Source organism: Shimia sp. NS0008-38b, from assembly GCF_040370365.1.
Taxonomy (GTDB): Bacteria; Pseudomonadota; Alphaproteobacteria; order Rhodobacterales; family Rhodobacteraceae; genus Shimia.
The window spans coordinates 245,255-269,743 of record NZ_BAABWQ010000001.1 but is presented as its reverse complement, the minus strand read 5'-3'; the positions used below and the strand labels follow the sequence as shown (position 1 = coordinate 269,743).

The 24,489-nt window shown below is 54.8% G+C and carries 23 protein-coding genes; 22 read left to right on the top strand and 1 reads right to left on the bottom strand.

The annotated features are described in order from the left end of the window. Positions 1-67: 67 nt before the first annotated feature. The 10 genes from acuI (at position 68) to ABWV47_RS01275 (ending at position 11,427) form a co-directional block, all read left to right on the top strand. Positions 68-1,060, top strand: coding sequence for an acryloyl-CoA reductase (gene acuI / locus ABWV47_RS01320; RefSeq protein ID WP_353308036.1), 993 nt, complete (start codon positions 68-70; stop codon positions 1,058-1,060). Between the two features lie 74 nt (positions 1,061-1,134). Further along, positions 1,135-1,554 carry an HIT family protein gene (locus ABWV47_RS01315; RefSeq protein ID WP_353308035.1) on the top strand — a complete coding sequence of 140 codons (420 nt, stop codon included), beginning with the start codon at positions 1,135-1,137 and terminating at the stop codon, positions 1,552-1,554. Between the two features lie 81 nt (positions 1,555-1,635). Then, positions 1,636-2,856 (top strand): aminotransferase class V-fold PLP-dependent enzyme, encoded by a 1,221-nt coding sequence (locus ABWV47_RS01310; RefSeq protein WP_353308034.1) that lies wholly within the window; start codon positions 1,636-1,638, stop codon positions 2,854-2,856. Positions 2,857-2,913: 57 nt separating this feature from the next. Then, positions 2,914-4,341 (top strand): cryptochrome/photolyase family protein, encoded by a 1,428-nt coding sequence (locus ABWV47_RS01305; protein ID WP_353308033.1) that lies wholly within the window; start codon positions 2,914-2,916, stop codon positions 4,339-4,341. A 64-nt stretch (positions 4,342-4,405) separates the two neighbouring features. Beyond that, complete coding sequence (locus ABWV47_RS01300) at positions 4,406-5,617, top strand: class I SAM-dependent methyltransferase (protein ID WP_353308032.1); 1,212 nt, start codon at positions 4,406-4,408, stop codon at positions 5,615-5,617. After that, positions 5,614-6,048 carry a TrgA family protein gene (locus tag ABWV47_RS01295; protein WP_353308031.1) on the top strand — a complete coding sequence of 145 codons (435 nt, stop codon included), beginning with the start codon at positions 5,614-5,616 and terminating at the stop codon, positions 6,046-6,048. The genes ABWV47_RS01300 and ABWV47_RS01295 overlap by 4 nt, the downstream gene beginning before the upstream one ends. A gap of 3 nt (positions 6,049-6,051) precedes the next feature. Continuing rightward, on the top strand, positions 6,052-7,173 hold the full coding sequence (locus tag ABWV47_RS01290) for an NUDIX domain-containing protein (RefSeq protein ID WP_353308030.1): 1,122 nt from the start codon (positions 6,052-6,054) through the stop codon (positions 7,171-7,173). A gap of 57 nt (positions 7,174-7,230) precedes the next feature. Continuing rightward, positions 7,231-8,268, top strand: a complete 1,038-nt coding sequence (locus ABWV47_RS01285; RefSeq protein ID WP_353308029.1) for a cysteine synthase A — start codon at positions 7,231-7,233, stop codon at positions 8,266-8,268. Between the two features lie 13 nt (positions 8,269-8,281). Then, positions 8,282-10,711, top strand: a complete 2,430-nt coding sequence (locus ABWV47_RS01280; protein WP_353308028.1) for a mechanosensitive ion channel family protein — start codon at positions 8,282-8,284, stop codon at positions 10,709-10,711. After that, positions 10,708-11,427 (top strand): alanyl-tRNA editing protein, encoded by a 720-nt coding sequence (locus ABWV47_RS01275; RefSeq protein WP_353308027.1) that lies wholly within the window; start codon positions 10,708-10,710, stop codon positions 11,425-11,427. Before ABWV47_RS01280 ends, ABWV47_RS01275 begins: the two co-directional genes overlap by 4 nt. 106 nt (positions 11,428-11,533) lie before the next feature. Here the strand turns inward: ABWV47_RS01275 and ABWV47_RS01270 are convergent, their stop codons facing one another. Then, positions 11,534-12,232, bottom strand: coding sequence for a PAS domain-containing protein (locus tag ABWV47_RS01270; RefSeq protein ID WP_353308026.1), 699 nt, complete (start codon positions 12,230-12,232; stop codon positions 11,534-11,536). 233 nt (positions 12,233-12,465) lie between these two features. On the opposite strand from ABWV47_RS01270, the gene ABWV47_RS01265 reads away from it, so the two are divergent. The 12 genes from ABWV47_RS01265 (at position 12,466) to ABWV47_RS01210 (ending at position 24,476) form a co-directional block, all read left to right on the top strand. Then, positions 12,466-13,356, top strand: coding sequence for a YicC/YloC family endoribonuclease (locus ABWV47_RS01265; RefSeq protein WP_353308025.1), 891 nt, complete (start codon positions 12,466-12,468; stop codon positions 13,354-13,356). Positions 13,357-13,361: 5 nt separating this feature from the next. Then, positions 13,362-14,003, top strand: a complete 642-nt coding sequence (gene gmk / locus ABWV47_RS01260) for a guanylate kinase (protein ID WP_353308024.1) — start codon at positions 13,362-13,364, stop codon at positions 14,001-14,003. Beyond that, the gene (locus ABWV47_RS01255; RefSeq protein ID WP_353308023.1) at positions 14,003-14,524 is read left to right on the top strand and encodes a gamma carbonic anhydrase family protein; all 522 of its coding nucleotides are present in this window, start codon (positions 14,003-14,005) and stop codon (positions 14,522-14,524) included. The genes gmk and ABWV47_RS01255 overlap by 1 nt, the downstream gene beginning before the upstream one ends. Before the next feature lie 123 nt (positions 14,525-14,647). Next, positions 14,648-15,724 (top strand): ATP-binding protein, encoded by a 1,077-nt coding sequence (locus tag ABWV47_RS01250; RefSeq protein ID WP_353308022.1) that lies wholly within the window; start codon positions 14,648-14,650, stop codon positions 15,722-15,724. Between the two features lie 141 nt (positions 15,725-15,865). Then, the gene (locus ABWV47_RS01245; RefSeq protein ID WP_353308021.1) at positions 15,866-16,900 is read left to right on the top strand and encodes a substrate-binding domain-containing protein; all 1,035 of its coding nucleotides are present in this window, start codon (positions 15,866-15,868) and stop codon (positions 16,898-16,900) included. 86 nt (positions 16,901-16,986) lie between these two features. After that, positions 16,987-18,459 carry a phosphate ABC transporter permease subunit PstC gene (gene pstC / locus ABWV47_RS01240; RefSeq protein WP_353308020.1) on the top strand — a complete coding sequence of 491 codons (1,473 nt, stop codon included), beginning with the start codon at positions 16,987-16,989 and terminating at the stop codon, positions 18,457-18,459. Then, positions 18,456-19,811 (top strand): phosphate ABC transporter permease PstA, encoded by a 1,356-nt coding sequence (gene pstA, locus ABWV47_RS01235; protein ID WP_353308019.1) that lies wholly within the window; start codon positions 18,456-18,458, stop codon positions 19,809-19,811. Before pstC ends, pstA begins: the two co-directional genes overlap by 4 nt. 17 nt (positions 19,812-19,828) lie before the next feature. After that, entirely contained in the window at positions 19,829-20,626 is a 798-nt protein-coding gene (gene pstB, locus ABWV47_RS01230) for a phosphate ABC transporter ATP-binding protein PstB (RefSeq protein ID WP_353308018.1), read from the top strand. Between the two features lie 13 nt (positions 20,627-20,639). Beyond that, on the top strand, positions 20,640-21,335 hold the full coding sequence (gene phoU / locus ABWV47_RS01225; RefSeq protein WP_353308017.1) for a phosphate signaling complex protein PhoU: 696 nt from the start codon (positions 20,640-20,642) through the stop codon (positions 21,333-21,335). A gap of 21 nt (positions 21,336-21,356) precedes the next feature. Further along, positions 21,357-22,046 (top strand): phosphate regulon transcriptional regulator PhoB, encoded by a 690-nt coding sequence (gene phoB / locus ABWV47_RS01220; RefSeq protein WP_353308016.1) that lies wholly within the window; start codon positions 21,357-21,359, stop codon positions 22,044-22,046. 356 nt (positions 22,047-22,402) lie between these two features. Then, the gene (locus ABWV47_RS01215; RefSeq protein WP_353308015.1) at positions 22,403-23,002 is read left to right on the top strand and encodes an autoinducer binding domain-containing protein; all 600 of its coding nucleotides are present in this window, start codon (positions 22,403-22,405) and stop codon (positions 23,000-23,002) included. 292 nt (positions 23,003-23,294) lie between these two features. Next, on the top strand, positions 23,295-24,476 hold the full coding sequence (locus ABWV47_RS01210; protein WP_353308014.1) for a hypothetical protein: 1,182 nt from the start codon (positions 23,295-23,297) through the stop codon (positions 24,474-24,476). Positions 24,477-24,489 lie beyond the last annotated feature (13 nt).

The window sequence follows — 24,489 nt, the reverse complement described above, 5'->3', positions numbered from 1 at the left end:
TGATTTCGGCGCAGATAATTTTGGCAAGTGAAGCCGGGCAGGGGCGCGGCGTGACAGGAGAGAGATGATGTTCAAGGCACTGGTGATGGAACAGAACGATGAGGGGCTTGCGAGCGCCTCTGTCAAAGACATGACACTGGATGATCTGCCTGATGGTGAGGTTACGGTTGCCGTTGAATACTCCACGGTGAATTACAAAGACGGCCTGTGCCTGTCTGCAAAAGGTGGCGGCTTGGTGCGCAAATATCCGCATATTCCGGGCATTGATTTCGCAGGCACGGTCGAAGCGTCCAGTGACGAGCGCTACAAACCGGGGGACAAAGTGGTGCTGACCGGCTGGCGCGTGGGCGAAGCACATTGGGGCGGTTACACGCAAAAAGCCCGCGTTCGGGCGGATTGGCTTGTGCCACTGCCGGACGGGCTGACACCGGCGCAGGCGATGGCGGTGGGCACCGCCGGTTTCACGTCCATGCTGTCAGTTATGGCATTGGAAGATCACGGTCTGACACCGGGCAACGGGCCTGTGTTGGTGACCGGTGCGGCGGGCGGCGTCGGGTCCGTGGCGGTTGGTATTCTTGCCAACCTTGGCTACGAGGTTGCCGGGGTGACAGGCCGACCGGAGACTGCGGACTACCTGACATCGCTGGGCGCCACACAAATTGTGGCACGCGAAGAGCTCAATGAAACCGTAAAACGCCCGCTGGAAAGCGAAACATGGTCTGGCTGTGTGGATGCGGTGGGCGGCGAGATGCTGGCACGTGTGTTGGGACAGATGAAATACGGGGCGTCGGTGGCGGCTGTGGGTCTGGCCGGCGGGGCAGCCTTGCCTGCAACCGTGATCCCGTTCCTTCTGCGCGGTGTGAACTTGCTTGGCATCGATTCTGTTATGCAACCCTATGACAATCGTTTGCGGGCTTGGGAGCGCATCGCAAAAGACCTACCAATGGACAAACTGGACGCCATGGTGAAACCCGCCACGTTGAGCGATTTGCCGCAATTGGGGGCAGACATTCTCAAAGGTCAGGTTCAGGGCCGCGTTGTGGTTGACGTGAACGCCTAAGGGCGCGAGAACACAAAGCAAGTGGCGGGTGAGGGAATTCGCCCGCCTTTTGCGTTTCTGAGGGGAGGCATGTGATGACGGCCTATGACAACGACAATATTTTCGCCAAGATTTTGCGCGGAGAAATTCCAAGCGAGAAATTGTACGAAGATGACGACACTTACGTGTTCATGGACATCATGCCGCGTGCAGATGGGCACTGTCTGATCATCCCCAAAACGCCGTGCCGCAACATGCTGGATGCGACGCCAGAGCAAATGGCCGCCTGCCTAATAACGGTGCAAAAAATGGGCCATGCCGTGATGAAAGCCTTTGGCGCACAAGGCGTGACTGTGCAGCAGTTTAACGAAGACGCGGGTGGACAAGAGGTGTTTCACCTACACTACCACGTGCTGCCAAGGCATGCGGGTGTGAGCCTGCGCCCGCCTGGCACGATGGCGGATTTTGCGGTTCTCAAAACGCAGGCCGACAAGATCCGTGCCGCACTGGCCTAAACACAACGTCGCTTTGCAATTGGCCGCTTGACCGCGCAGGCAAAGGGGGCTTTTCTCCCGTGCAATAGGGAGAGATGCGCCATGCTTGATGTTGATTTTGTCCGCAGCCAGTTTCCGGCTTTTGCTGAACAGAGCCTTAAGGGACAAGCGTTTTTTGAAAACGCCGGGGGCAGCTACACCTGTGCGCCGGTGATTGACCGGCTGACCCGATTTTACCGGGAGCGCAAAGTGCAGCCTTATGCGCCGTACCGGGCCTCCGATCTGGCGGGTGCGGAGATGGACGAGGCCCGCGCACGTCTTGCGGGTTTTATGGGTGTGGCCACCGATGAGGTGTCGTTTGGCCCCTCGACGACGCAAAATACCTATGTTTTGGCGCAGGCGTTTCGCCAGTGGATGGACCCCGGAGACGCCATCATCGTCACCAACCAAGATCATGAAGCCAATTCAGGCCCGTGGCGACGCTTGGCTGAGGACGGGATTGAGGTGCGCGAGTGGCGGGTTGATCCCGAAACCGGGCACTTGGATCCCGAGGATTTAAACGCATTGCTGGACGATCGTGTGCGTCTGGTTTGTTTCCCGCATTGCTCCAACGTTGTGGGAGAAATCAACCCGGTGGCCAAGATCACAGCCCGTGCGCATGCGGCCGGGGCCTTTGTCTGTGTGGACGGTGTCAGCTACGCGCCCCATGGGATTCCAGACGTCGGTGGGCTGGGCGCTGATGTCTATCTGTTTTCGGCCTACAAAACCTATGGTCCCCATCAGGGCATCATGGTGATGCGCAGAAATCTTGGGGAAATGCTGCCAAATCAGGGGCACTATTTCAACGCTGACAGCCTGTACAAACGCTTTACGCCCGCGGGTCCGGACCATGCACAGGTTGCGGCCTGTGCGGGGATGGTGGACTATTTTGAGGCTTTTGCGGCGCATCATGGCGTGATGGGGGAAACCCCTGTGGCCACTGGCGTGGCTGTACATGACGTCATTCGATCTCATGAAATCAAACTGTTACAGCCCATTCTTGATTTTGCCAAAACCCGCAATTCCGTGCGACTGCTTGGACCCGCGGAGGCAGAAAATCGCGCGCCCACTGTGGCTTTGGCAGCGAACGTGCCCGGTGAAGCCTTGGCCGCGCAACTCGCAGAACATGACGTGATGGCGGGGGGCGGCGATTTCTATGCGGTGCGGGCGTTGTCCGGTATGGGCGTGGATGAGGCGCGCGGCGTGTTGCGCGTCAGTTTTGTGCATTATACCACCGAAGATGAAGTGCAGAAACTTCTGACCGCTTTGGACGCCGTATTGTGATCTAAGCGCTGCTATGAGACGTAATCTGTTCTGAATACAGGACAGGAAAACAACACCTTGGCGCAAAATACGGTCACAAAACCAACCTTGGTCTGGCTGCGGCGAGACCTGCGTTTGAGCGACAATGCAGCTTTGACAGCGGCAGCAGAGCAGGGGCCGGTCATCCCGGTGTTTGTGCTCGATCCACTATTCGAGCAGCTTGGGGCCGCGGCCAAGCTGCGTTTGATGGTGTCTTTGAAAGCTCTGGCGCAGGATTTGGCAAGTAAAGGCATGCCTTTGGTGCTGAAACGTGGCTCTGCACAAACCGTCTTGAGAACACTGCTAAAGCAAACTGATGCGCGCGGGGTTTATTGGAATCGCAACTACGCACCCGACTGGGTGGCGCGGGATTGTGGAATCAAGTCTTGGCTGAAGGATCAAGGGTTTGCAGCGGAAAGCTTTGCCGGGAGTCTGTTGTTTGAGCCCTGGACCGTTCAAACCAAACAGGGCGGGCATTTTCGGGTTTACACGCCTTATTGGAAGTCCGTGCGGCATCGGGATATTGCGGCGCCTTTGCCTGTGCCTGAAATGTTTGCACCGCAGACTTTGCCAGACAGCGACATTTTGGAAGATTGGGCGCTGGATGGGGACATGCGCCGCGGCGCGCCTGTGGTGAGCTCTTTTCTGCAAGCGGGTGAGGCGGCGGCACAGCACAAGTTGCAGGCGTTTTTGGCCTCAAAGGTGCAGGGCTACAAGGCTGAGCGCGATTTCTTAGATAAAACGGCCACGTCGGACTTGTCGGATGCACTGACATACGGAGAAATCAGTCCGGCTCAGATGTGGCACGGCGGGCAACGTGCGTTGCACAGCGGGGCCGCAGGTGCAGAGCATTTCCTCAAAGAGGTGGTCTGGCGAGAGTTCGCGTGGCACCTGATGTGGCATTTCCCCACAATGGCGACCGCCAATTGGCGCGACACTTGGAATGGGTTTAAGTGGATAGAGGACGCCGAGCACCCGCACTTTGTGGCGTGGTGTCAGGGGCGCACAGGTGTCGCATTGGTGGATGCCGCGATGCGCGAACTTTATGTCACCGGAAAAATGCACAACCGCGCCCGGATGATTGCCGCAAGTTATCTGACCAAACATTTGGGCGTTCATTGGCGTTTGGGGCTGGCGTGGTTTGAAGACTGTCTTGTCGATTGGGACCCAGCATCCAATGCGATGGGCTGGCAGTGGGTTGCAGGGTGCGGACCGGATGCGGCGCCCTATTTCCGTATCTTCAATCCCGACACGCAAGCGGAGCGCTTTGACCCAAATCGGCAGTACCGCAACACATGGTTGGGTGATGGACCTACGCAAGGGTCCGATACGGCGCGCCAGTTTTTTCAGGCGGTGCCCCGTTCTTGGTTGTCTGAATTTGAAACGCCTCAAACAACACCAATTGTCCCGCTCATGGACGGTCGGAGGCGGGCACTTGCAGCCTATGAGACGTTCAAAACTCAATAATTTCTTGCGGTAAGGCCATTTCTGCGCCTAGCATTCACACATAAACAGGGGGAGAGGGGAAACGATGTTCCTGACTTCGACACAAGGCGAGACCAACTTGCCACGCTATTTTGCTGCTGTTTTTGAAACGGCAAAGAAAATCAACCACGGTCAGATTGATTTTGTTTTGGATGATGGACGTGTGTTCCGCGCAGAAGGGCCCAAACCCGGCCCGGTTTGCGAAATGCATGTTCACAATGGTGACACCTTCGGGCGCTTGATGCGTGAAGGGGAGCTTGGATTTTGTGAAGCCTACATGGAGGGCTGGTGGGGCACGCCGGATTTGCAGGCGTTTTGTGATTTCCTGCGGGCTGACAATGACGCGCTATATGATGGCTTTCCCGGGATGTATTTTGTGCGCGCCTTTGAACGTTTGCGTCACTGGATGAACAACAATTCAAAGTCGCAGGCAAAGAAGAACATCAGCCATCACTATGATTTGGGCAACGACTTCTACAGCCTATGGCTTGACGACACGATGACCTATTCCTCAGCGATTTTTGAGACAGGCCAAGAAAGCATGGAGGTGGCACAAACCGCAAAATATGCGTCTATGGTGGATCAAATGGGGGTGAAACCCGGCGACCATATTTTGGAAATCGGCTGTGGATGGGGTGGGTTTGCTGAATACGCGGCAAAGGAACGTGGACTGCGGGTGACCGGTCTGACAATCTCAGAAGAGCAGTTGAAGTTCTCCAGAGAAAGGATTGAAAAGGCGGGCCTTTCTGAGATCGTTGACTTCAAACTTCAGGACTATCGCGATGAAACGGCGACCTATGACGGCATCGCCAGTATTGAGATGTTTGAAGCCGTGGGAGAGAAGTACTGGCCGATTTACTTTGAAAGTGTGCGCGACCGACTAAAGCCGGGTGCCAATGCAACATTGCAAATCATCACAATCACCGAAAGCCGTTTTGAGCAATATCGCAAAAACGTCGATTTTATTCAGAAGTACATCTTTCCCGGTGGAATGCTGCCCAGTCCAACAGCCCTGCGTGAAGAGGTGCAACGGGCAGGGTTGAAGTTTGCAAGCTCGATCGAATTTGGCGAAAGCTACAGTCAAACTCTGCGGCGCTGGTATGACACGTTTAATGATCAGTGGGACCGCATTCAGCCGATGGGTTTTGATGAAAGGTTCCGTAGAATGTGGAATTTCTATCTGACCTCTTGTGCTGCGGCGTTTCACAGTGGAAGCTGTGACGTAACGCAAATCACAATATCTAAACCGAGCACATGACAACCTCTAACAAACTGATTGCCGCCATATGTCTTGCCTTTATCGGCGGGCTTGTGGCGGAATTTGTGAAACCTCAAATGCCGGAAGGCTCAGATCCCGGACATATGACCTTGGTTGCGGCTGCGGTGGGGCTGTTTGTCGGCTGGCGCATCATGGGGCGCAGAGCCGGGCGCAGCGGCTCCCTTGAGTTGGGTATGGTGGGCGTGTTTTGGCTGGTGTTCTGGGGGCTGGCCGTTTTTGCGACAATCGAGATGATACGTCTTGCCATTCGGCACCGATTTGACGAGCCGGTGGCGGCATTGGAAGCGCTGGTGACGATTGCTTTGGACTACGGGGTGTATCTACTTGCGCCACCCATTCTGATCACCTTGGCCGTTGGGGTTGTTTTCAGCGGATATGTGACGAATTTTGCGCATCGGCGCTGGGGATAAATCATGAAAAACCTGTTTGTTTATGGCACGTTGCGACACGTGCCGCTGCTTGAGGCTGTGCTGGGAAAGGATGTCAGCGACCTTCAGATTGCCTCCGCACAGCTTGCAGATCACGAGGTTTTTGCCGTCAAAGATCAAGACTTCCCGATCATCAAGGCCGGCGATGGACATGCAGAGGGGCTTTGGCTGGGCGCGCTGACGGAGACCGATGTTGCGCGGTTGCAGTTTTACGAGGGCGGTTTTGCATATGATTTGGTTCCGATCACGGTGCAGGTGGCGGGAGAATCGCGTCCCGCAGAAGTGTTTAAGAGCGAAGCGGCTTGGGCTCCAAACGGGGCGTGGTCCCTAAATTCATGGGTTGATCGATACGGCGAATGGGCGGTTTTGGGCGCCTTAGAAGAGATGAGCTACTTTGGTATTCGCAGTCGAGACGACGTCGACGGCATGTTGCCGATGATCCGCGCGCGCGCCACATCCCAAGTTCAGGCGCGCACCAAAAATCTCGCTCTGAGCCCCGGCGGCATGACGCGGGCAGACGTGACTGATGTCGCCCTGACACGGCCCTATGCCAACTATTTCACCTTAGATGAATATGACCTGTCGTTTAGGCGGTATGATGGCGCCAACAGCGATATGGTGCGCCGCGCGGTGTTTGTGGCCACGGATGCGGTGATTGTTCTGCCCTATGATCCTGTGCGTGATCGCGTGCTTTTGATTGAGCAATTTCGTCCGGGCCCTTTTGCACGCGGCGACGCGTTGCCTTGGCAATTGGAGCCAATCGCGGGGCGGATCGATGCCAATGAAACTGCGGAAACGACCGCGCGACGGGAGGCGATGGAGGAGGCTGGGCTGACACTGGACGCCTTGCACGAGGTTGCTAATTGTTATGCCTCACCCGGCTGTACCACCGAGTTTTACCATATTTATTTGGGGATTTCAGACCTTCCCGATGAGGTTGTGGGGGTGTCTGGCTTGGAGCATGAAGCGGAGGATATTCGTTCGTTTCTCTACTCGTTTGACGAGCTCATGGAGATGACCGACACCATGCAGGCGGTGAATGCACCGCTTGTGCTTTCTGCCCTTTGGCTGGCACGACATCGCGACAGGCTGCGCACGACCGCTTGAGTTCCGCGCAAGGCTTGCCTACACAGGTTTTCAAACATCTATAAAGGACCGCGCAACATGCATATTGCCCGTGATCTGGCCCAAGCCATCGGCAACACCCCTTTGATCCGTCTCAACAAGGTCAGTGAGGCCACTGGTTGTGACATCTACGGAAAGGCGGAGTTCATGAATCCCGGCCAATCGGTAAAGGACCGTGCAGCGCTCTACATCATCAAAGATGCGCTGGCGCGCGGCGACCTGAAGCCGGGTGGCACGATTGTGGAAGGCACCGCTGGCAACACCGGTATCGGTCTGGCGCTGGTTGGCGCCTCGATGGGGTTCAAAACCGTGATTGTGATCCCGGAGACCCAGTCTCAGGAAAAGAAAGATATGCTGCGGCTTGCGGGTGCCGAATTGGTTCAGGTGCCAGCGGCGCCATATCGCAATCCCAACAACTATGTACGTTACTCTGGGCGGCTTGCAGCACAGCTTGCCAAGACTGAGCCAAATGGTGCGATCTGGGCCAATCAGTTTGACAACGTGGCCAATCGCCAGTCTCACGTCGAGACCACCGGCCCAGAAATCTGGGAGCAGACCGGAGGGAAAGTCGACGGATTTGTGTGTGCGGTTGGCTCCGGCGGCACATTGGCGGGGGTTGCAGAAGCCATTCAGTCCAAGGGTGTAAAAATTGGTCTGGCTGATCCGATGGGTGCGGCTTTGTACAGCTTCTACACCTCTGGTGAGCTTAAATCCGAAGGTGGGTCGATCACTGAGGGGATCGGGCAGGGGCGGATCACCGCCAACCTCGAAGGGTTCACGCCGGATATGAGCTATCAAATTTCGGACGAAGAGGCGCTGCCTTACGTGTTTGATCTGTTGCAGGACGAAGGCCTGTGTTTGGGCGGGTCCTCGGGCATCAACGTGGCAGGCGCTGTGCGCATGGCCAAAGAGATGGGCCCAGGCAACACGATTGTGACCATCCTGTGCGACTATGGCACGCGGTATCAATCCAAACTGTTCAATCCGGAATTCCTGAAAGAAAAGGGATTGCCGATGCCGGAATGGTTGGGCAACAAAGGCCCGTCCAGCATTCCGGGCGTGTTTGAAGACGCCTAAGGACACCAGCCACATGCGCGCATTCGCCCAAATCTTTGTTGTGGCGATCACTTGTTTGATCGTCGGAGTTTCATCGGTTTGGGCGCAAGATGTGCAAGAGCCGGACTATGGTGCATGGCGCCACGTGGTGGACCGCGCCACCGAAGCGATTGACAATGATCGCGCCTCTGAGGCCGCGATGGACAGTCTGCGCGGGCAATTGAGCGGCTGGCGCGCGACATTTTCGGACGAAAGCTCGCGCTCCCGTATCTCCGTAACAACCTTGGAAGCACAGCTGAATAGGCTTGGCTCAGTCCCTGAGGGCGGTGAAGCGGAGGATGTGGCCGAAGAACGGCGGCAATTGCAGCTGCAATTGTCAGAGGCCCAGGCGCCCGTGCGCCGGGCGGAGTTGGCACAGACCGAAGCGGATGAACTGATCCGTTCGATCGATATATTGCTGCGCAACCGGCAGGCACAGCTGCTGTTGGAGCCGGGGCCGTTTCCGTTGACACCTGGGCTGTGGTGGCCAGCACTCAAACAGATCAACGAGACCTTCCGGCTTGTGGCACTGGAGTTCCAAACCGGGTGGATTCACGAAAAGCAACGCAATGAGTTGCGCAAATCTCTGCCAACAATGTTGTTCTACTTGGTGATCAGCGTGGCCTTGCTAACGCAGGGTATGCGCTGGACCGACCGAGTGTTGAACCACATGACACGTCGAGATGCGGAGCTGTCTGCCATACGCTGGGTGATGGTATTTGTGCTGTCATATGGGCAGGTCATTCTGCCAATGCTGGGTGTGTTTGCCTTCTCCAAAGCGGTCTATGCCACTGATTTACCCGGGCTGCGGGGGGATGTGATGTTGTCCGTCCTGCCGCTTATGACGTTTGAGTTGTTGACTGCACGCTGGTTGGGGGAACGGATTTTCTCGCGCCACCCACGGCCGCTTTTGACGATCAATCTGACCTCCGTGGAGAAGCGGCAAGGCCGACATGCCAGCACGATTTTGGGAGCGATACTGGCATTCAGCAGCCTATTTGTTGAATTGGCGCGCTATGAAAACTGGGACGTCGGCACTGAGGCTGTGGTGTTCTTTGTGCTGTCGGTTGTTGCCGCACTGTTTTTGGCGCGGTTGGGCCATCTGATCACGCGCCATGCCCGTACGATGCGCATCGATGACGAGGCCCCTCGGACCGCTGTTGGGCAACTGATTTTCCTGATGGGCCGCTACATGATGTTTGTGTCCCTGATTGCGGTGGTGCTGTCCTTTGCTGGGCTGACACGTGGTGCAAGTTATCTGGTGTTCTCCAGCACCCGCAGTATGTTCCTTGTCGCCTTTTTGTTGGTGATGCAGCGCCTGATCCAGAAGATTTTCGCCGCGCTGGCTGGGAAAAACGAAGAGGATGACAGTTCGCTGGCCTCCGTGGTGGTGGGCATTGCGTTGATTGTTCTGGCACTGCCGGTGTTTGCCCTATGCTGGGGCGCGCAAATCACTCATTTGCACCAAGCTTGGCAAGGGATTTCAAACGGCCTCACTTTTGGGGATTTGGTGCTGTCACCTGAAACGGTTTTCCTGCTGATTGTGGTCTATGCTTTTGGCCACGCCATCACGCGGTTGGTGCAGGCATTTTTGCGCGACAATATCCTGCCCAAAACCAGTCTGGATGTGGGCGGTCAAAACGCCATGGTGTCCGGTGCCGGCTATGTTGGGATATTCCTCGCCGCTTTGGTGGCGCTCACCGTTGCGGGCATCAATTTGAGCAACATTGCGTTGTTTGCCGGGGCGCTGTCCGTGGGCATTGGTTTTGGTCTGCAAAACATTGTGTCCAACTTTGTCAGCGGGATCATCTTGTTGGTAGAACGCCCTGTCAGCGAAGGTGATTGGATCGAAGTTGGTGGTCAAATGGGCTATGTGCGTGACATCTCGGTACGCTCCACCCGGATCGAGACGTTTGATCGCACGGATGTGGTTGTGCCGAACTCTGATTTGGTGTCAGGCACGGTCACCAATTACACACGCGGCAACACGGTTGGGCGGGTGATTGTGCCCGTTGGCGTGGCATATGGCACCGACACGCGTTGGGTGGAGGGCATTCTGATGGACATCGCACAATCACACCCGATGGTTTTGGCAAATCCCGGCCCTTCGGTGGTGTTCCAAGGTTTTGGTGCGGATTCGCTGGATTTTGAAATTCGCGCCATTCTGCGCGACGTGAACTGGATGCTGACCGTCAAAAGCGACTTGAACCATGAGATTGCCCGTCGGTTTGTAGAAGAGGGTATCGAGATACCATTCGCGCAGCGTGATGTGTGGCTTCGAAATCCTGAAACTCTGCGGGGGGAGGACGCCAAAAACGCCACGCCTGTGCCCCCTGTGACGTCTGCGACCTCCGTTGTTTCAGCCGCGCCGACACCGCCGGATTTGGACGACATGGATGGCGAAGCTGATGGAGACGGACGATGACCGAACTTTTGTTTCTGAAAGATGCGTATCAGAAAGAGGCCATTGGTGTTGTGATCGATCACACCCCAGAAGGTGGCCTTATCGTGGATGCCCCATTGTTTTATGCCACCAGCGGCGGACAACCCGGTGATAGTGGGCACCTAAAATGGGACAGTGGCCAGCTGGAAATTGCAACGACCATCAAATCGCCTGAGGGGTCAATTGTGCTTGTGCCCTCCGAACCTGCGAAGTTGCCGCCGGTGGGGACAGATGTTATGCAGGTGCTGGATTGGCCCCGTCGTCACAGACATATGCGGGTGCACACAGCGCTACATCTGTTGTCAGTGGTTGTGCCCCTGCCAGTCACAGGGGGGTCAATTGGCGCCGAAAAAGGCCGGTTGGATTTCGATATGCCCGAAGCACCAGAAGACAAGCAGACGTTGACCGATGCGTTGAATCGATTGATTGCGGATGACCTGCCGGTGACGGAAGAGTGGATCACGGATGCAGAGCTCGCAGCCAATCCAGGCTTGGTGAAAACCATGTCGGTGGCCCCACCAAAAGGGGCTGGTAAAGTACGCTTGGTGCGCATTGGCACTGAGACCCAACAGGTGGATTTGCAACCTTGCGGGGGCACACATGTTGCCAGCACGGGCGAAATTGGCCCCGTGAGGATCGGAAAAATTGAGAAAAAAGGGCGTCAGAACCGGCGGGTGTATCTGCATCTTGACGGCTAGATCACGCCATTCAAGTGGCCCGCGCTGAAGCCTGTACCAGAAACGAAAAAAGGCGGGGTGCCATGTCCAGTAGACCCCGCCTTTTTCGTGACGCTAAGGATTCTTCCTATGCGCCTGACACTACCACCCGCAGGTGCGGGTGCCGCGTTGGGATCAGCCGCGGTGCGTCTGATGGCTCAGACTGCTTTCGCATTTGACTGTTCGCCAGCGGCGCGGTGAGTTCGACCTTCTGCGGACGCATCACAGCGTTTTGCAGAAGCGGTTTTTCATTGCCCGGCATATCAATCCGGCGCAGGAAACTTCCTTCAACATCAAAGCGGTGCGGTGCTTTGAGCGGTCCACCTTCGCAGGTGATCGCGCCCAAAATGCGGTCCACTTGTCCGCTGTCGCTGCGCAGAGGAAGCAACATCATTTCAGCGTGCAGACCCGTGCGGCCAAAGCTGCGGCTCGACACCAGTTCAAGACGGCCGATGGCCGGCGCGTCAAATACACGCTCCATTGCCTCAGCAAAGCTGTCGCGGGAAGCATCATTGATCATCGAGGACATTGGCATGCCGCGCATGTCCATCCCCATGACATCTGTCAGTGTGTTGCACGAGACGCGCAAACGCGCCATGCCGGGTGCAATCCGTTCCAAGATGAACGCGTGTTTGAGAACTTTTTGGATACTGCGCGGATCTACATCGCTGCGTAAAGGCACAGGATGTCCATCGCTCAAGCCATCCCAGTATTTTTTGACATCTTGCATGACTGCAATGCTTTGCACCTTAGCCGCGCTCGATTTGCTGTCTCCAAAAATTCTCACAACTTTTCCCCCTGGAAAAACTATTTGATGTCTCAATGTTGTCTAAACAGTCTCAGATCTGGTTTTATTCTCTGTCGATTTGAGTTCGTTTACAACTTGTAAACCGTTTATCTCACATTTTAGCCGGTTTACGATTAAAATCGATTTGAATGGTTAACCGGTCGCGCCGTTAACGTTGCTCTTGGCGGCAGAATAGATTTATCTGTCTCAACTTCAAACAGCAGGAGGTGACCGTGCTGGAGTCAATGACAGGATATGCCGCGCTCAAGGGAGACGCCTTTGGTCACAATTGGACGTGGGATCTGCGCAGCGTCAATGCAAAGGGCTTGGATTTGCGGCTTCGGGTTCCGGATTGGATCGAAGGCTTGGAGCCTGCTCTGCGCAGTGGTCTGTCCAAATCTCTGGCGCGGGGGAGTGTGAACCTCTCTTTGCGCGTTCAAAGAGATGAAGAGCAGGGAACGTTGACGGTCAATCAGGTGCAGCTGTCCGCTGTGCTGGATGCTTTGGCGGATGCGGAAACTCTGGCAATCGACAAAGGCGTCGGGCTTGCCCCCTCCAAAGCCAGCGATCTGCTAAACTTGCGTGGCGTACTGGAAACCTCGGTCGAGGATACCGACACAAAGGCGTTGTTGGCCGCGATCACGGCGCAGTTGCCTGTCTTGCTGGAAAGTTTCAAAGACATGCGGCGCAAAGAAGGGGTCGCCCTTGAAGCTGTTCTGCTGGATCAACTGGAACAGATTGAAGAGCTTACCGCTCAGGCTGCAGAGGCGGCGAGGGCGCGGCGTGCGGAAAGCGCCACCATTTTGCGGACCAATTTGGCGCGGGTCTTGGACAACAGCGATGGCGCTGATGAAACCCGCGTGGCGCAGGAATTGGCGATGTTGGCGGTGAAGGCTGATGTGATGGAAGAATTGGATCGATTGCGCGCCCATGTGGCAGCGGCGCGCGATCTGTTGGCGCAGGGCAGCCCCGTGGGGCGCAAGCTGGATTTTCTGATGCAGGAGTTCAATCGCGAAGCCAATACGCTTTGCTCCAAGGCACAGTCTGTGGATTTGACGCGGATTGGGCTGGACCTCAAGGCCGTGATAGATCAGATGCGCGAACAAGTTCAAAACGTGGAATAAAGACTATGAGCAACAGACGCGGCCTATTGATCATCCTGTCCAGCCCATCGGGTGCAGGCAAGTCCACTTTGGCGCGGCGGCTGATGCAGTGGGATGAGGGGTTGAGTTTCTCGGTATCCGCGACCACACGTTCACCGCGCCCCGGTGAAGAGCACGGACGTGAGTATTTCTTTTTATCAGAGGAAGACTTCAAAAAGCAGGTGGCAGAAGGTCAAATGCTTGAGCACGCACATGTATTTGGCAATTTCTACGGATCACCTGCCGGGCCCGTGCGTGAGACCATCGAAAGCGGCAACGATGTGCTTTTTGATGTCGATTGGCAGGGGGAAGCCCAGATCCGGAATTCAGATTTGGGCAAACATGCTTTGTCGATCTTTATTCTCCCCCCTTCAATCACGGAGTTGCACCGACGCTTGGTGGGCCGTGGACAAGACAGCGAAGAGGTTATCTCCAAACGGATGTTAAAAAGCTGGGATGAGATCAGCCATTGGCATTCTTATGATTATGTTTTGGTCAACGACGATCTGGACGCCACAGAAACCCAGCTCAAGACCATCATCACCGCAGAGCGGATGCGCAGAGAACAACAACCGGCCCTACAAACACATGTGAACGGGCTGCAAAGCGAATTTCAGGAGATGTCATAATGCCGATTTACGAATTGGACGGAATTGCGCCGCAGATTGACGCAGACAGTTGGGTCGCCGAGGACGCAAATGTCATCGGCAACGTGGTGCTGGCGGCAGGCACTTCGGTTTGGTTCGGCTGTACCATTCGTGGAGACAACGATGACATCCGTGTCGGCGCAGGGTCCAACATTCAGGAAAACACGGTGATGCACACCGATCCTGGCTGTCCTTTGACGATCGGGGTGAATTGCACAATTGGTCACAAAGCCATGCTGCATGGCTGCACAATTGGCGACAACAGCCTGATTGGCATGGGGGCCACCGTGCTGAACGGAGCCAAGATCGGCAAAAACTGTCTGATTGGGGCAGGCGCCTTGATCACCGAAGGCAAGGTCATTCCAGATGGGAGTCTGGTGATGGGTGCGCCGGGAAAAGTGGTGGGACAATTGGACGACGCCGCCATTGCCGGGCTCACGCGGTCTGCGCAGCACTATCAGGCCAACGCGAAGCGGTTCCGGTCCGGGCTGGTTGAGATTTAAACCTGTGATGCAGGTGCCCCGCAGCGATGTGTCATAAAACCGTTACATAAAAAGCGTTTGTGCCTTTTGATTGGTGCGCCTGACGCGTGCCACGCTGAAAGATCGGAATGACAGGAGCGGGCAATGCCGCATGAGTTTTACAGAAGCTATCTGGAGGCCGTGCCACTGCCCGCGCTTTTGATTGACGGACAAGCACGTATTCTGGCGGGCAACGCAAGCGCAGTTAAGTTGAACCCTCATGCCGATGCTGATCGGCCGCTGATATTGGTGTTTCGCCAACCCAGTTTGAACACTGCCGTTGAGCAGTGTTTGCGCACTGGCCAAGCACAACGAGCCATCTATATGCACAGCGAAGGGCCGCAGGAATATCGGTTTGACGTGAATTGTGCCCCGGTAGATCTGGTGGCTGAAGTCAGCGGACGTATGGTACCACCGTCGCTGCGCAAAAAGGGCGTCATGGTCACGTTCCAAGATGTCACAGAAGTACAGCAACTGGATCAGATGCGTCGTGACTTTGTGGCCAATGTCAGCCATGAATTGCGCACACCTTTGACAGCCATCCTTGGTTTTGTTGAAACATTACAAGGCCCTGCACGGGGTGATCCAAAAGCCTCTGAGCGTTTTCTGTCGATTATGGCTGCGGAAGCGAGCCGGATGAACCGACTTGTGGGCGATCTTTTGTCGCTCAGTCGCGTGGAAGAAGTTTCAAGAATGCGGCCCAAGGATCCGGTGGATCTCGATCAATTGATCCGGTCTGTCATCCAAAACCTGTCACATCTTGCCAATGAGAGTGAAAGCCGGGTGACGTATGACGCAGCCGATGAGCCAGTCTTTGTTCCCGGTGACGCGGATCAACTTTTGCAGGTTGTCACAAACCTTGTAGAAAACGCGCTGAAGTATGGTGGGCAAAACACCACCGTGTCTATTTCCCTGACACCTGTGAACAACGTGGCCGGGCTGCGTGGCAATGGTTTTGAACTTTCGGTGGCGGACGATGGACCGGGCATAGACAGTGTTCACATTGCCCGTCTCACTGAGCGTTTTTATCGCATTGATTCTCATAGATCGCGGGAAATGGGCGGGACTGGGCTTGGTTTGGCCATTGTAAAACACATCATCAACCGTCACCGCGGTCGGCTTGAGATCGAGAGTGTTTTAGGTAAAGGCAGCGTTTTTAGCGTGGTTCTTCCGGCGCAATAGAACAAAAATGTGTTGGATGTCACAAAAGACGCCCGTTTGTCATACAGATGTTACATACGCGTCACAAAAGCTTTGCTCAGGACGAATAGACCGCCTCTCGAGACTGTGAACAAACAGTCCGAAAAAAATGGAGTTACACCTATGTCCGTCAAACTGACAGCCTCTGCTCTGGCCATCGCGGCCGTTGCTGCTACATCTGCCGCCGCGCGTGACCAAGTACAGGTCGCCGGTTCTTCAACCGTTTTGCCTTACGCATCTATCGTTGCTGAAGCATTCGGAGAAAACTTTGACTTCCCAACACCTGTTGTTGAATCTGGCGGATCTTCTGCTGGTCTGAAGCGCTTCTGCCAAGGTGTTGGCACCGAGCACACCGACGTTGCAAACGCATCTCGCGCGATCCGTGACAAAGAGATCAAAGCCTGTGCCGAAAACGGCGTGACCGACATCATCGAAGTTCGCATCGGTTATGACGGCATCGTGTTTGCTTCCCAGCTGAACGGCCCTGCATACACAGCTTTCACTCAGTCCGACATCTTCAACGCGTTGGCCCCAAAAGTAATGGTAGACGGTGAGCTGGTCGACAACCCACACAAGCGGTGGTCTGATTTCAACGCTGACCTGCCTTCCGAAGATATCCTGGCCTTCATCCCGGGCACCAAGCACGGCACCCGTGAAGTGTTTGAAGAAAAAGTTGTTGCAGCAGGCTGTGAAGCCACTGGCGCTTTTGAAGCTATGATGGCTGCTGGCATGTCCGAAGACGATGCAGAAGATGCATGTCTGGCAGTTATGTCTGACGGTCGCGCGGTCGACATCGACGGCGACTACACTGAGACTCTGGCATCCATCGACGCAAATGCAAACGGCATCGGCGTGTTTGGTCTGGCGTTCTATGAGAACAACACTGACAAGCTGAAAGTGGCGACAATGGCTGGTGTTGCACCATCCACAGAATCCATCTCCACTGGTGAATACCCTGTATCGCGCCCACTGTTCTTCTACGTGAAGAAAGCCCACATCGGCGTGATCCCTGGCCTGAAAGAATATGCTGAGTTCTTCATCTCTGATGAGATCGCAGGCGGCGACGGCCCATTGGCTGAGTACGGTCTGGTTTCTGACCCAGCTCTGGCAGACACTCAGGAAGCTGTGTCTTCTGAGGCGACCATGGGCGGCATGTAAGCCATCTTAGCGTGAAAAAATGAGAGGCGGCGCATGTCGCCGCCTCTTGTCACTTGTGTCTTAGCATTGAGACGTTTGGGGGACCGATGCCCGTTCTATGGCTCTGTTTGATTGTGCTGGCGATTTCTATCGTCGGCTTTGTTTTTGGACGGCAGCGCGCACTTGCCAGCGCCGCCGGAGACGTAAGACAACTGCATTCTCTGCCAAGTTATTATGGCTGGAGTGTTTTCATGAAAGCCTCTGTTCCCGCGTTTGGACTGATCGTCGTTTGGCTGATCGCCCAACCCATGGTGATCCAAGGCAGCATTGGCAACATGATCCCGGCGAGCGAGATCAAAGAGGGCTCAAACCTCAATTTGGTAATGGCCGAGGTGCGCCGTACTGCAAACGGTCTTAACAACGCGGTTGCCGCTGGCGCCATCAGCGAAGACATGGCCAGCAATGCGCGCGCAGACATCACAGATATGACAGCCCGTTTGAAGAACGCGGGGCAGGTTGTCACAAATACGATTACGCAACCCATTTTGCTGGCGGCGCAGGCGTATCGTGCCATGACGTCCACCGGTGCGCTCTTGATGACCATTCTAGCGATCGCGGTGGTACTGGGCGCAGCAGGTGTTGCAATCATGCAGTGTCACAAAGACTATAAGGCACGCAACTCCGTTGAGCAGGGCATTTTGGCACTGTTGATTGCGGCGGCCTCGGTGGCGATTTTGACCACCATCGGCATTGTTCTGTCACTTGTGTTCAACACGATTGAGTTTTTCCAGCTGTATCCGGCAATCGACTTCTTCACGCTGCTGGAATGGGCGCCAAGCTTCTCCGGCCGGGGTGGGTCTTCGCAACTTGGTATTTTGCCACTGCTTTGGGGCACGCTCTATATCTCTTTCATTGCCTTGCTGGTGGCGGTTCCAATTGGTCTGTTTGCGGCGGTGTATTTGTCAGAATATGCCTCCCCAGTTGTCCGCGGCATTGCTAAGCCACTGCTCGAAATCCTCGCGGGTATCCCAACCATTGTGTATGGTCTGTTTGCCCTTCTGACGATTGGGCCAATGTTGGTGTCCGTGTTTGGTCAAGAAGGTCTTGGCTGGATGAGTGGTGGGCGGTCTGTGATGACGGCCGGCATTGCGATGGGCATCATGTTGATCCCCTTCGTGAGCTCGCTGTCTGATGACATCATCAACGCAGTTCCTCAAGCCATGCGCGACGGCTCTTATGGGCTTGGCGCAACGCAATCCGAAACCATCAAACAAGTGATCTTGCCAGCGGCGTTGCCGGGCATCGTCGGCGCTGTCCTCTTGGCCGCAAGCCGCGCGATCGGCGAGACGATGATTGTGGTGATGGGGGCAGGGGCCGCAGCACGGCTTTCGCTCAACCCCTTCGAAGCCATGACCACTGTGACCGCCAAAATTGTCTCCCAGCTGACGGGTGACTCTGACTTTGCCTCACCTGAAGCTCTGGTGGCCTTCTCACTTGGCATCACCCTCTTTATGCTCACATTGGGCCTCAACGTGCTCGCACTCTACATCGTGCGGAAATACCGGGAGCAGTACGAATGACCGACTCAAGCCTACCCACAGGCGGCGAGACGCCGCGTTCCGGGTCCTTGATCACGCTGGATGCGCGCACAAAAAAGCGCAATGCGTCTGAGAAACGGTTCCGCGCCTATGGTGTTGCTGCGATTGCTACCGGCATCATTTTTCTGGTGGTGCTTCTGAGCGCTATCCTGAGCAACGGCATCGGAGCATTTCAGCAAACCTTTATCAGTGTTCCGGTTTATCTGGACGCGGCGAAGCTCGACAAAAAGGGTGAGCGCAACATTGATGACATCAAAAAAGTGTCGACCTTTGGCTATAACCCGTTGATCCAGAACGCGGTGCTCAAGGCGGTAGAAGATGCTGACATCGATACTCCGCTGACCAAGTCCAAAGAAATGAAAGCGTTGATTTCGGCCTCGGCAGCTGCTCAGGTCCGCAGCGCGGTGATTGATAACCCGGAGCTGATCGGCGAGACCGTTGAGTTCAAATTCCTCGCGTCCAGCCGTGTAGACGGCTATCTGAAAGGTCGCGTGCACCGTGAACATCTGGCGCGTGACAAAAACATCGACGCAGAGCATCTCGATATTGTCGACGGTCTGCGTGAAGCCGGTGTTCTTAAAAAGTCGTTCAACCCGGCCTTCATTTTTGGGGCAGACGCGTCGGAAAGCCGTGCAGAACAAGCCGGGATCGGTGTGGCCATGATCGGCTCATTGTTCATGATGTTTGTGGTGCTGTTCTTGGCCCTGCCCATTGGGGTGGCAGCCTCGATTTACCTCGAAGAATTTGCGCCCAAGAACCGCTGGACGGATCTGATTGAGGTCAACATATCTAACCTCGCCGCAGTGCCGTCCATCGTGTTTGGTATTCTTGGTCTCGCTGTGTTCATTCAGTTCATGCACTTGCCGCAGTCCGCGCCTCTGGTCGGTGGTCTGGTGCTGACGCTGATGACATTGCCGACGATCATCATTTCCACACGCGCCTCTCTTAAAGCCGTGCCACCTTCGATTAGGGATGCGGCACTGGGAGTAGGGGCCTCGAAGATGCAATCGGTGTTCCACCACGTCTTGCCCCTTGCCGCTCCAGGTATTCTGACCGGTACAATCATTGGTCTGGCACAGGCGCTTGGGGAAACCGCACCACTCTTGTTGATCGGTATGGTGGGCTACATTGCCTCCAATGCACCCGACGGCATCGTCAGTGGCCTGATGTCACCAAACTCAGCCATGCCAGCGCAAATCTATGAGTGGGCCAAACGTGCCGACCCAGCCTATTACGAACGCGCATGGGGCGGGATCATCATTCTGTTGGTCTTCCTCATTTCAATGAACACCCTCGCAGTTATCCTGCGCCGTCGGTTTGAACGCCGCTGGTAAGCAAAGGATCTTTACCCATGTATGACACAGCAAAATTGGGGACCGACGTGGACCAAAAATCGACAAAAATCTCGGCCCGTAACGTACAAGTTTACTATGGTGACACCCACGCCATCAAAGATGTAAACGTCGACATTGAAGCCAAAGCGGTCACCGCTTTTATCGGCCCGTCGGGCTGCGGAAAGTCCACTTTTCTTCGGTGTATCAACCGGATGAACGACACAATTGATGTGTGTCGTGTGGAAGGTGATATTCTGATTGATGACGAAGACATCTATGACAAACGTGTCGACCCCGTGCAATTGCGCGCCAAGGTTGGCATGGTGTTCCAAAAGCCAAACCCGTTCCCAAAATCGATCTATGACAACATCGCCTATGGGCCACGTATTCATGGGTTGGCCAAGAACAAAGCGGAACTTGATGACATTGTTGAAAAGTCGTTGCGTCGCGGGGCGATCTGGAACGAAGTCAAAGATCGCCTGCATGCGCCAGGAACTGGGCTTTCTGGTGGTCAGCAGCAACGTTTGTGCATCGCGCGCGCCGTGGCAACCGAGCCTGAAGTCTTGTTGATGGATGAGCCGTGCTCCGCACTTGATCCGATTGCAACGGCGCAGGTCGAGGAGCTGATCGATGAGCTGCGCGACCAGTACTCGGTTGTGATTGTGACACACTCCATGCAGCAGGCGGCCCGTGTGAGCCAGAAGACAGCCTTCTTCCATCTCGGCAACTTGGTGGAGTATGGCGAAACCTCTCAGATCTTCACAAACCCGCAAGATGAACGCACTGAAAGCTACATCACTGGCCGGATCGGCTAAGGAGAACTGGATCATGAACGACCAACATATTGCTTCGGCCTTTGACCGTGACTTGGAAGGCATTCAGGCGCATGTCATGAAAATGGGCGGCCTTGTAGAGGCTGCGATTGGCGAAGCGGCCCATGCCATGGCCACACGCGACGAAGAACTGGCCGCACGGGTCAAAGCGGCCGACAAGGCGATCGATGAACTCGAAGACCTGATCAACGAGCAATGCGCCAATTTGATTGCATTGCGTGCACCCGCCGCCGTGGATTTGCGCGTGGTTTTGTCGGTGATGAAAATTGCAGGCAACTTGGAGCGCATCGGAGACTATGCGAAAAACATGGCCAAGCGGACTTCCGTTTTGGTGCATATGGAGCAGGTTGAAGGCGCCAACGGCTCGCTGAAACGCATGGCAAACGAAGTCCAGCTGATGCTCAAGGACGTGCTGGACGCGTTCATTCAGCGCGATGCAAACTTGGCGCAGGATGTGCTGGAGCGGGACCAGAGCGTTGATCAGATGTACAACGCTTTGTTCCGTGAATTCCTGACCTTCATGATGGAAGATCCACGTCACATAACACCCTGTATGCATTTGCATTTCATGGCAAAAAACACGGAACGTATGGGAGATCACGTCACATCGATTGCCGAGCAGGTGATCTATCTCGTGACCGGGTCAATGCCCGAAGAAGCGCGGCCCAAAGCCACCCGTTTGGACGCATAAAAGACTGTTAGAGACAAGATTATGGCCAAAGATCATCCCACTGTGCTCGTCGTCGAAGACGAACCTGCACAACGCGAAGTGCTAAGCTACAACCTCCAAGCCGAAGGGTTTGATGTAGAGGCCGCCGCAGATGGCGATACCGCCTTGTTGATGGTTCAAGAAGTCATGCCAGACATTATTGTGCTGGATTGGATGCTTCCCGGAACGTCTGGTATCGAAATCTGTCGGCGCCTTAAGACACGGGCAGAGACGCGTGACATCCCGGTCATCATGCTTTCAGCCCGCTCAGAAGAAGTTGACCGGGTGCGGGGCCTTGAGACTGGCGCAGATGACTATGTTGTCAAACCATACTCTGTGATGGAACTGATGGCGCGTGTGCGCAACCAGTTGCGCCGGGTGCGTCCATCATCAGTTGGTCAGACACTGAATTACGAAGACATCATATTGGATGCGGAAACGCACCGTGTCACGCGGTCTGACGAAGCGCTGCGCCTTGGGCCAACTGAGTTCCGGCTTTTGGCCACGTTCATGGAAAAGCCCGGACGGGTCTGGAGCCGTGAGCAGTTGCTTGATCGTGTGTGGGGTCGCGACATCTACGTCGACAGCAGAACGGTTGATGTTCACATCGGACGCTTGCGTAAAGCGCTGTGTGTCCATGGAGGCGAGGATCCGCTGCGAACGGTTCGTGGTGCAGGATATGCCTTGGGCTAGCGGAAAGACGTTACGGACGATCTTCAGAGACGCTTGGGTGTATCTCGAGTACCCTGTGCTCGCAGGGAGGCCCGTTGAAGCGGGTGCATGGCCATATCAAAGCCGTGCACGCCTGGCTGAATACAAAATCAACATCCGGCACACGTAAAGCGCATAATAGGTATTATGGTAATATATTTATCGTGATCCCACCGTGATAGAAGGCAAGCTGCACTAGACATTTGAAATATAACTACTCTAAGCTGTAGACAATTCGTGTTCATGGGGATGAACATCCTGTCAAAAATCATGACGACCCCGCAAGTGGATGCAAAATCGTGTCTGGGTCTCTTGCGGCAAAAGCAATGAGAGCGATTATGAAATCGACTATGGACTACATCGAAGACGTGATGAACCAAACCAGCCTCGAAGAGCTGTGGGACATGCATTGCGTAAAGATGTCATCCTTCGGGTTTGACAAGCTGATCTATGGATATACCAACTATCGCAACGGCATGTCGCTGGGTGATGTAGAAGATTTCTTCATTCTGTCCAATCACGAACGTTGTTATCTGGATAAGTATTTGGGAGATCGGCTTTATTTTGACGGCCCCATGATGCGCTGGACCTTAGAAAACTCTGGTGCGAAGAGTTGGAACTTGGCCCAAAAAGCATTTGAGCAAGGGCTTTTGACGGACAAGCAGCGCCGGGTTTTCGAATTCAATCAAGCAAATGGCCTAAGCGCGGGTTACACCGTGAGTTTTCCCACAGTGTCTTCCCGCACCAAAGGCGCCATTTCCTTGGCTGCGCACCGTGATTTCACCCAGGAGCAGATTGATGTGATGTGGGAAAAACGTGGACGGGAAATCTCGTTGATGAATAATGTCGCACACCTCAAGATTCAATTTCGAAGCTCTCTTGGCCGACCGGTAATCAGCCCGGATGTTAGTTTGAGGTTTATTTCGATCTTAAACTAACTACTTTTCGGCGGCCTCCCCATCCCCATGTATTGGAGGCCATAGAAAAGAGCGGCGTCATCTTCGGATGGCGCCGTTTTTGTGCGTTCCCTTTTGCTCGATGTCTCCTCAGTCAGGTTTTGATCGCAGCAGGTCGACCCAAGCGCCGTGATGCGGATTGCGCCTCACATCATAACTTCTAGTTATAGGCGAATTATGGTATCATGAATTCGTCGTTAACGAGTTTTGGAGTGTGTTTCACGTGTTTAGGTATTTATTGATTTTCGCCAGCGCTACGCTGAGCGGTCTCGCGATGACCACCGTTTCCGGTCATTCTGACACCAGCGATAGCTGGTCCAATTGTGCAAGTGAAGGTGATCACTGTTATCCCAGCAGCAAAGGTCTTGTGACCATGCGATACGGTGAAGGTGAAAACTACACCTACATTGTAACAGAGGGGTTTGATCGTATTGCATGTAATGATTTCTGGGGAAGCCCTTCTGACAGCAGTGACAACAAATGTGCGTATACAACCGCCAATCTGCTGGGCGTTACGCCTGATGACTCTTTCAAGAAAATTGCGGATGAAGGAGACAGTTTCACCTTGGCCAATGTCGAAACTGTGGGTGATCAAATGCACTGGATTCGATATGGTGCTGAGGGAACGTGGATCTACACGGTGATGGCCAATGATGGGTCAGAAACCATGGCCTGCACCAATGACTACTTCAACTACAACCCGCTGGATGGCACAGACAAAACGTGTGAATACAGCCAAGCGGCCTACTACGAACTGTCTGATCCAAGCTCGCTGCAAGAATGCGCGTCTGAGGGGCAACCCTGTGACGTGAACTCTGGCGATGTTGTTCTCATTCGATATGGTGCAGAAAATCTGTACAATTGGCGGTTCATCCACTCTGGAAACGCCCAATATGAATGTGCCAATGAAACTTTTGGTGCCGATCCGGTTCAGGTGGCCAAACGGTGTGATTGGATGACAGTTTCGCCAGCCGCAATCAGCACAATCGGACGTTGGATCGAAGTCACGTCGTGTGGCGGCGCGGGATGCTCTATTTCTCAGGTGATCTCTGTTGGGACCTCGCGCACGAACACGTGGTCTTTTACGGATCAGTGGCAAACATCTGTAACCGAGTCTGTTGAAGAGAGCTTTACGATCGCTGGCACAGGCGACAAGGTCAGCGAACAAGTGTCGATAAGTTTCGCCAGCTCAGCCGGTTACCAGACAGCCCTGACTGAATCCGTGACAGTATCGACCAAAGCTGTGTGCGATCCCGTGGATGGCGAAACGCGCTGGCTATACCAGTTTCAAACAGACACCACCGAAGACTGTTTGGAAAACGCAAGTTGCTCTGGGACGACGTTGACCACTGACTACCAATGTGTCTCAAACCCACCTGCAGGATACGCAGGCCCGGAATGTGTGCCGGGTTACTGCATTGACCAAAACCTGTGTCTGGAGCCATGCAACTACTGATGCGGGCACTTGT

Excerpts from the sequence above, each read along its gene's own strand:
- acuI (WP_353308036.1), top strand. The coding sequence starts at position 68 with ATGTTCAAGGCACTGGTGATGGAACAGAACGATGAGGGGCTTGCGAGC.
- ABWV47_RS01315 (WP_353308035.1), top strand. The coding sequence starts at position 1,135 with ATGACGGCCTATGACAACGACAATATTTTCGCCAAGATTTTGCGCGGA.
- ABWV47_RS01310 (WP_353308034.1), top strand. The coding sequence starts at position 1,636 with ATGCTTGATGTTGATTTTGTCCGCAGCCAGTTTCCGGCTTTTGCTGAA.
- ABWV47_RS01300 (WP_353308032.1), top strand. The coding sequence starts at position 4,406 with ATGTTCCTGACTTCGACACAAGGCGAGACCAACTTGCCACGCTATTTT.
- ABWV47_RS01295 (WP_353308031.1), top strand. The coding sequence starts at position 5,614 with ATGACAACCTCTAACAAACTGATTGCCGCCATATGTCTTGCCTTTATC.
- ABWV47_RS01290 (WP_353308030.1), top strand. The coding sequence starts at position 6,052 with ATGAAAAACCTGTTTGTTTATGGCACGTTGCGACACGTGCCGCTGCTT.
- ABWV47_RS01285 (WP_353308029.1), top strand. The coding sequence starts at position 7,231 with ATGCATATTGCCCGTGATCTGGCCCAAGCCATCGGCAACACCCCTTTG.
- ABWV47_RS01280 (WP_353308028.1), top strand. The coding sequence starts at position 8,282 with ATGCGCGCATTCGCCCAAATCTTTGTTGTGGCGATCACTTGTTTGATC.
- ABWV47_RS01275 (WP_353308027.1), top strand. The coding sequence starts at position 10,708 with ATGACCGAACTTTTGTTTCTGAAAGATGCGTATCAGAAAGAGGCCATT.
- gmk (WP_353308024.1), top strand. The coding sequence starts at position 13,362 with ATGAGCAACAGACGCGGCCTATTGATCATCCTGTCCAGCCCATCGGGT.
- ABWV47_RS01255 (WP_353308023.1), top strand. The coding sequence starts at position 14,003 with ATGCCGATTTACGAATTGGACGGAATTGCGCCGCAGATTGACGCAGAC.
- ABWV47_RS01250 (WP_353308022.1), top strand. The coding sequence starts at position 14,648 with ATGCCGCATGAGTTTTACAGAAGCTATCTGGAGGCCGTGCCACTGCCC.
- ABWV47_RS01245 (WP_353308021.1), top strand. The coding sequence starts at position 15,866 with ATGTCCGTCAAACTGACAGCCTCTGCTCTGGCCATCGCGGCCGTTGCT.
- pstC (WP_353308020.1), top strand. The coding sequence starts at position 16,987 with ATGCCCGTTCTATGGCTCTGTTTGATTGTGCTGGCGATTTCTATCGTC.
- pstA (WP_353308019.1), top strand. The coding sequence starts at position 18,456 with ATGACCGACTCAAGCCTACCCACAGGCGGCGAGACGCCGCGTTCCGGG.
- pstB (WP_353308018.1), top strand. The coding sequence starts at position 19,829 with ATGTATGACACAGCAAAATTGGGGACCGACGTGGACCAAAAATCGACA.
- phoU (WP_353308017.1), top strand. The coding sequence starts at position 20,640 with ATGAACGACCAACATATTGCTTCGGCCTTTGACCGTGACTTGGAAGGC.
- phoB (WP_353308016.1), top strand. The coding sequence starts at position 21,357 with ATGGCCAAAGATCATCCCACTGTGCTCGTCGTCGAAGACGAACCTGCA.
- ABWV47_RS01215 (WP_353308015.1), top strand. The coding sequence starts at position 22,403 with ATGAAATCGACTATGGACTACATCGAAGACGTGATGAACCAAACCAGC.
- ABWV47_RS01210 (WP_353308014.1), top strand. The coding sequence starts at position 23,295 with ATGACCACCGTTTCCGGTCATTCTGACACCAGCGATAGCTGGTCCAAT.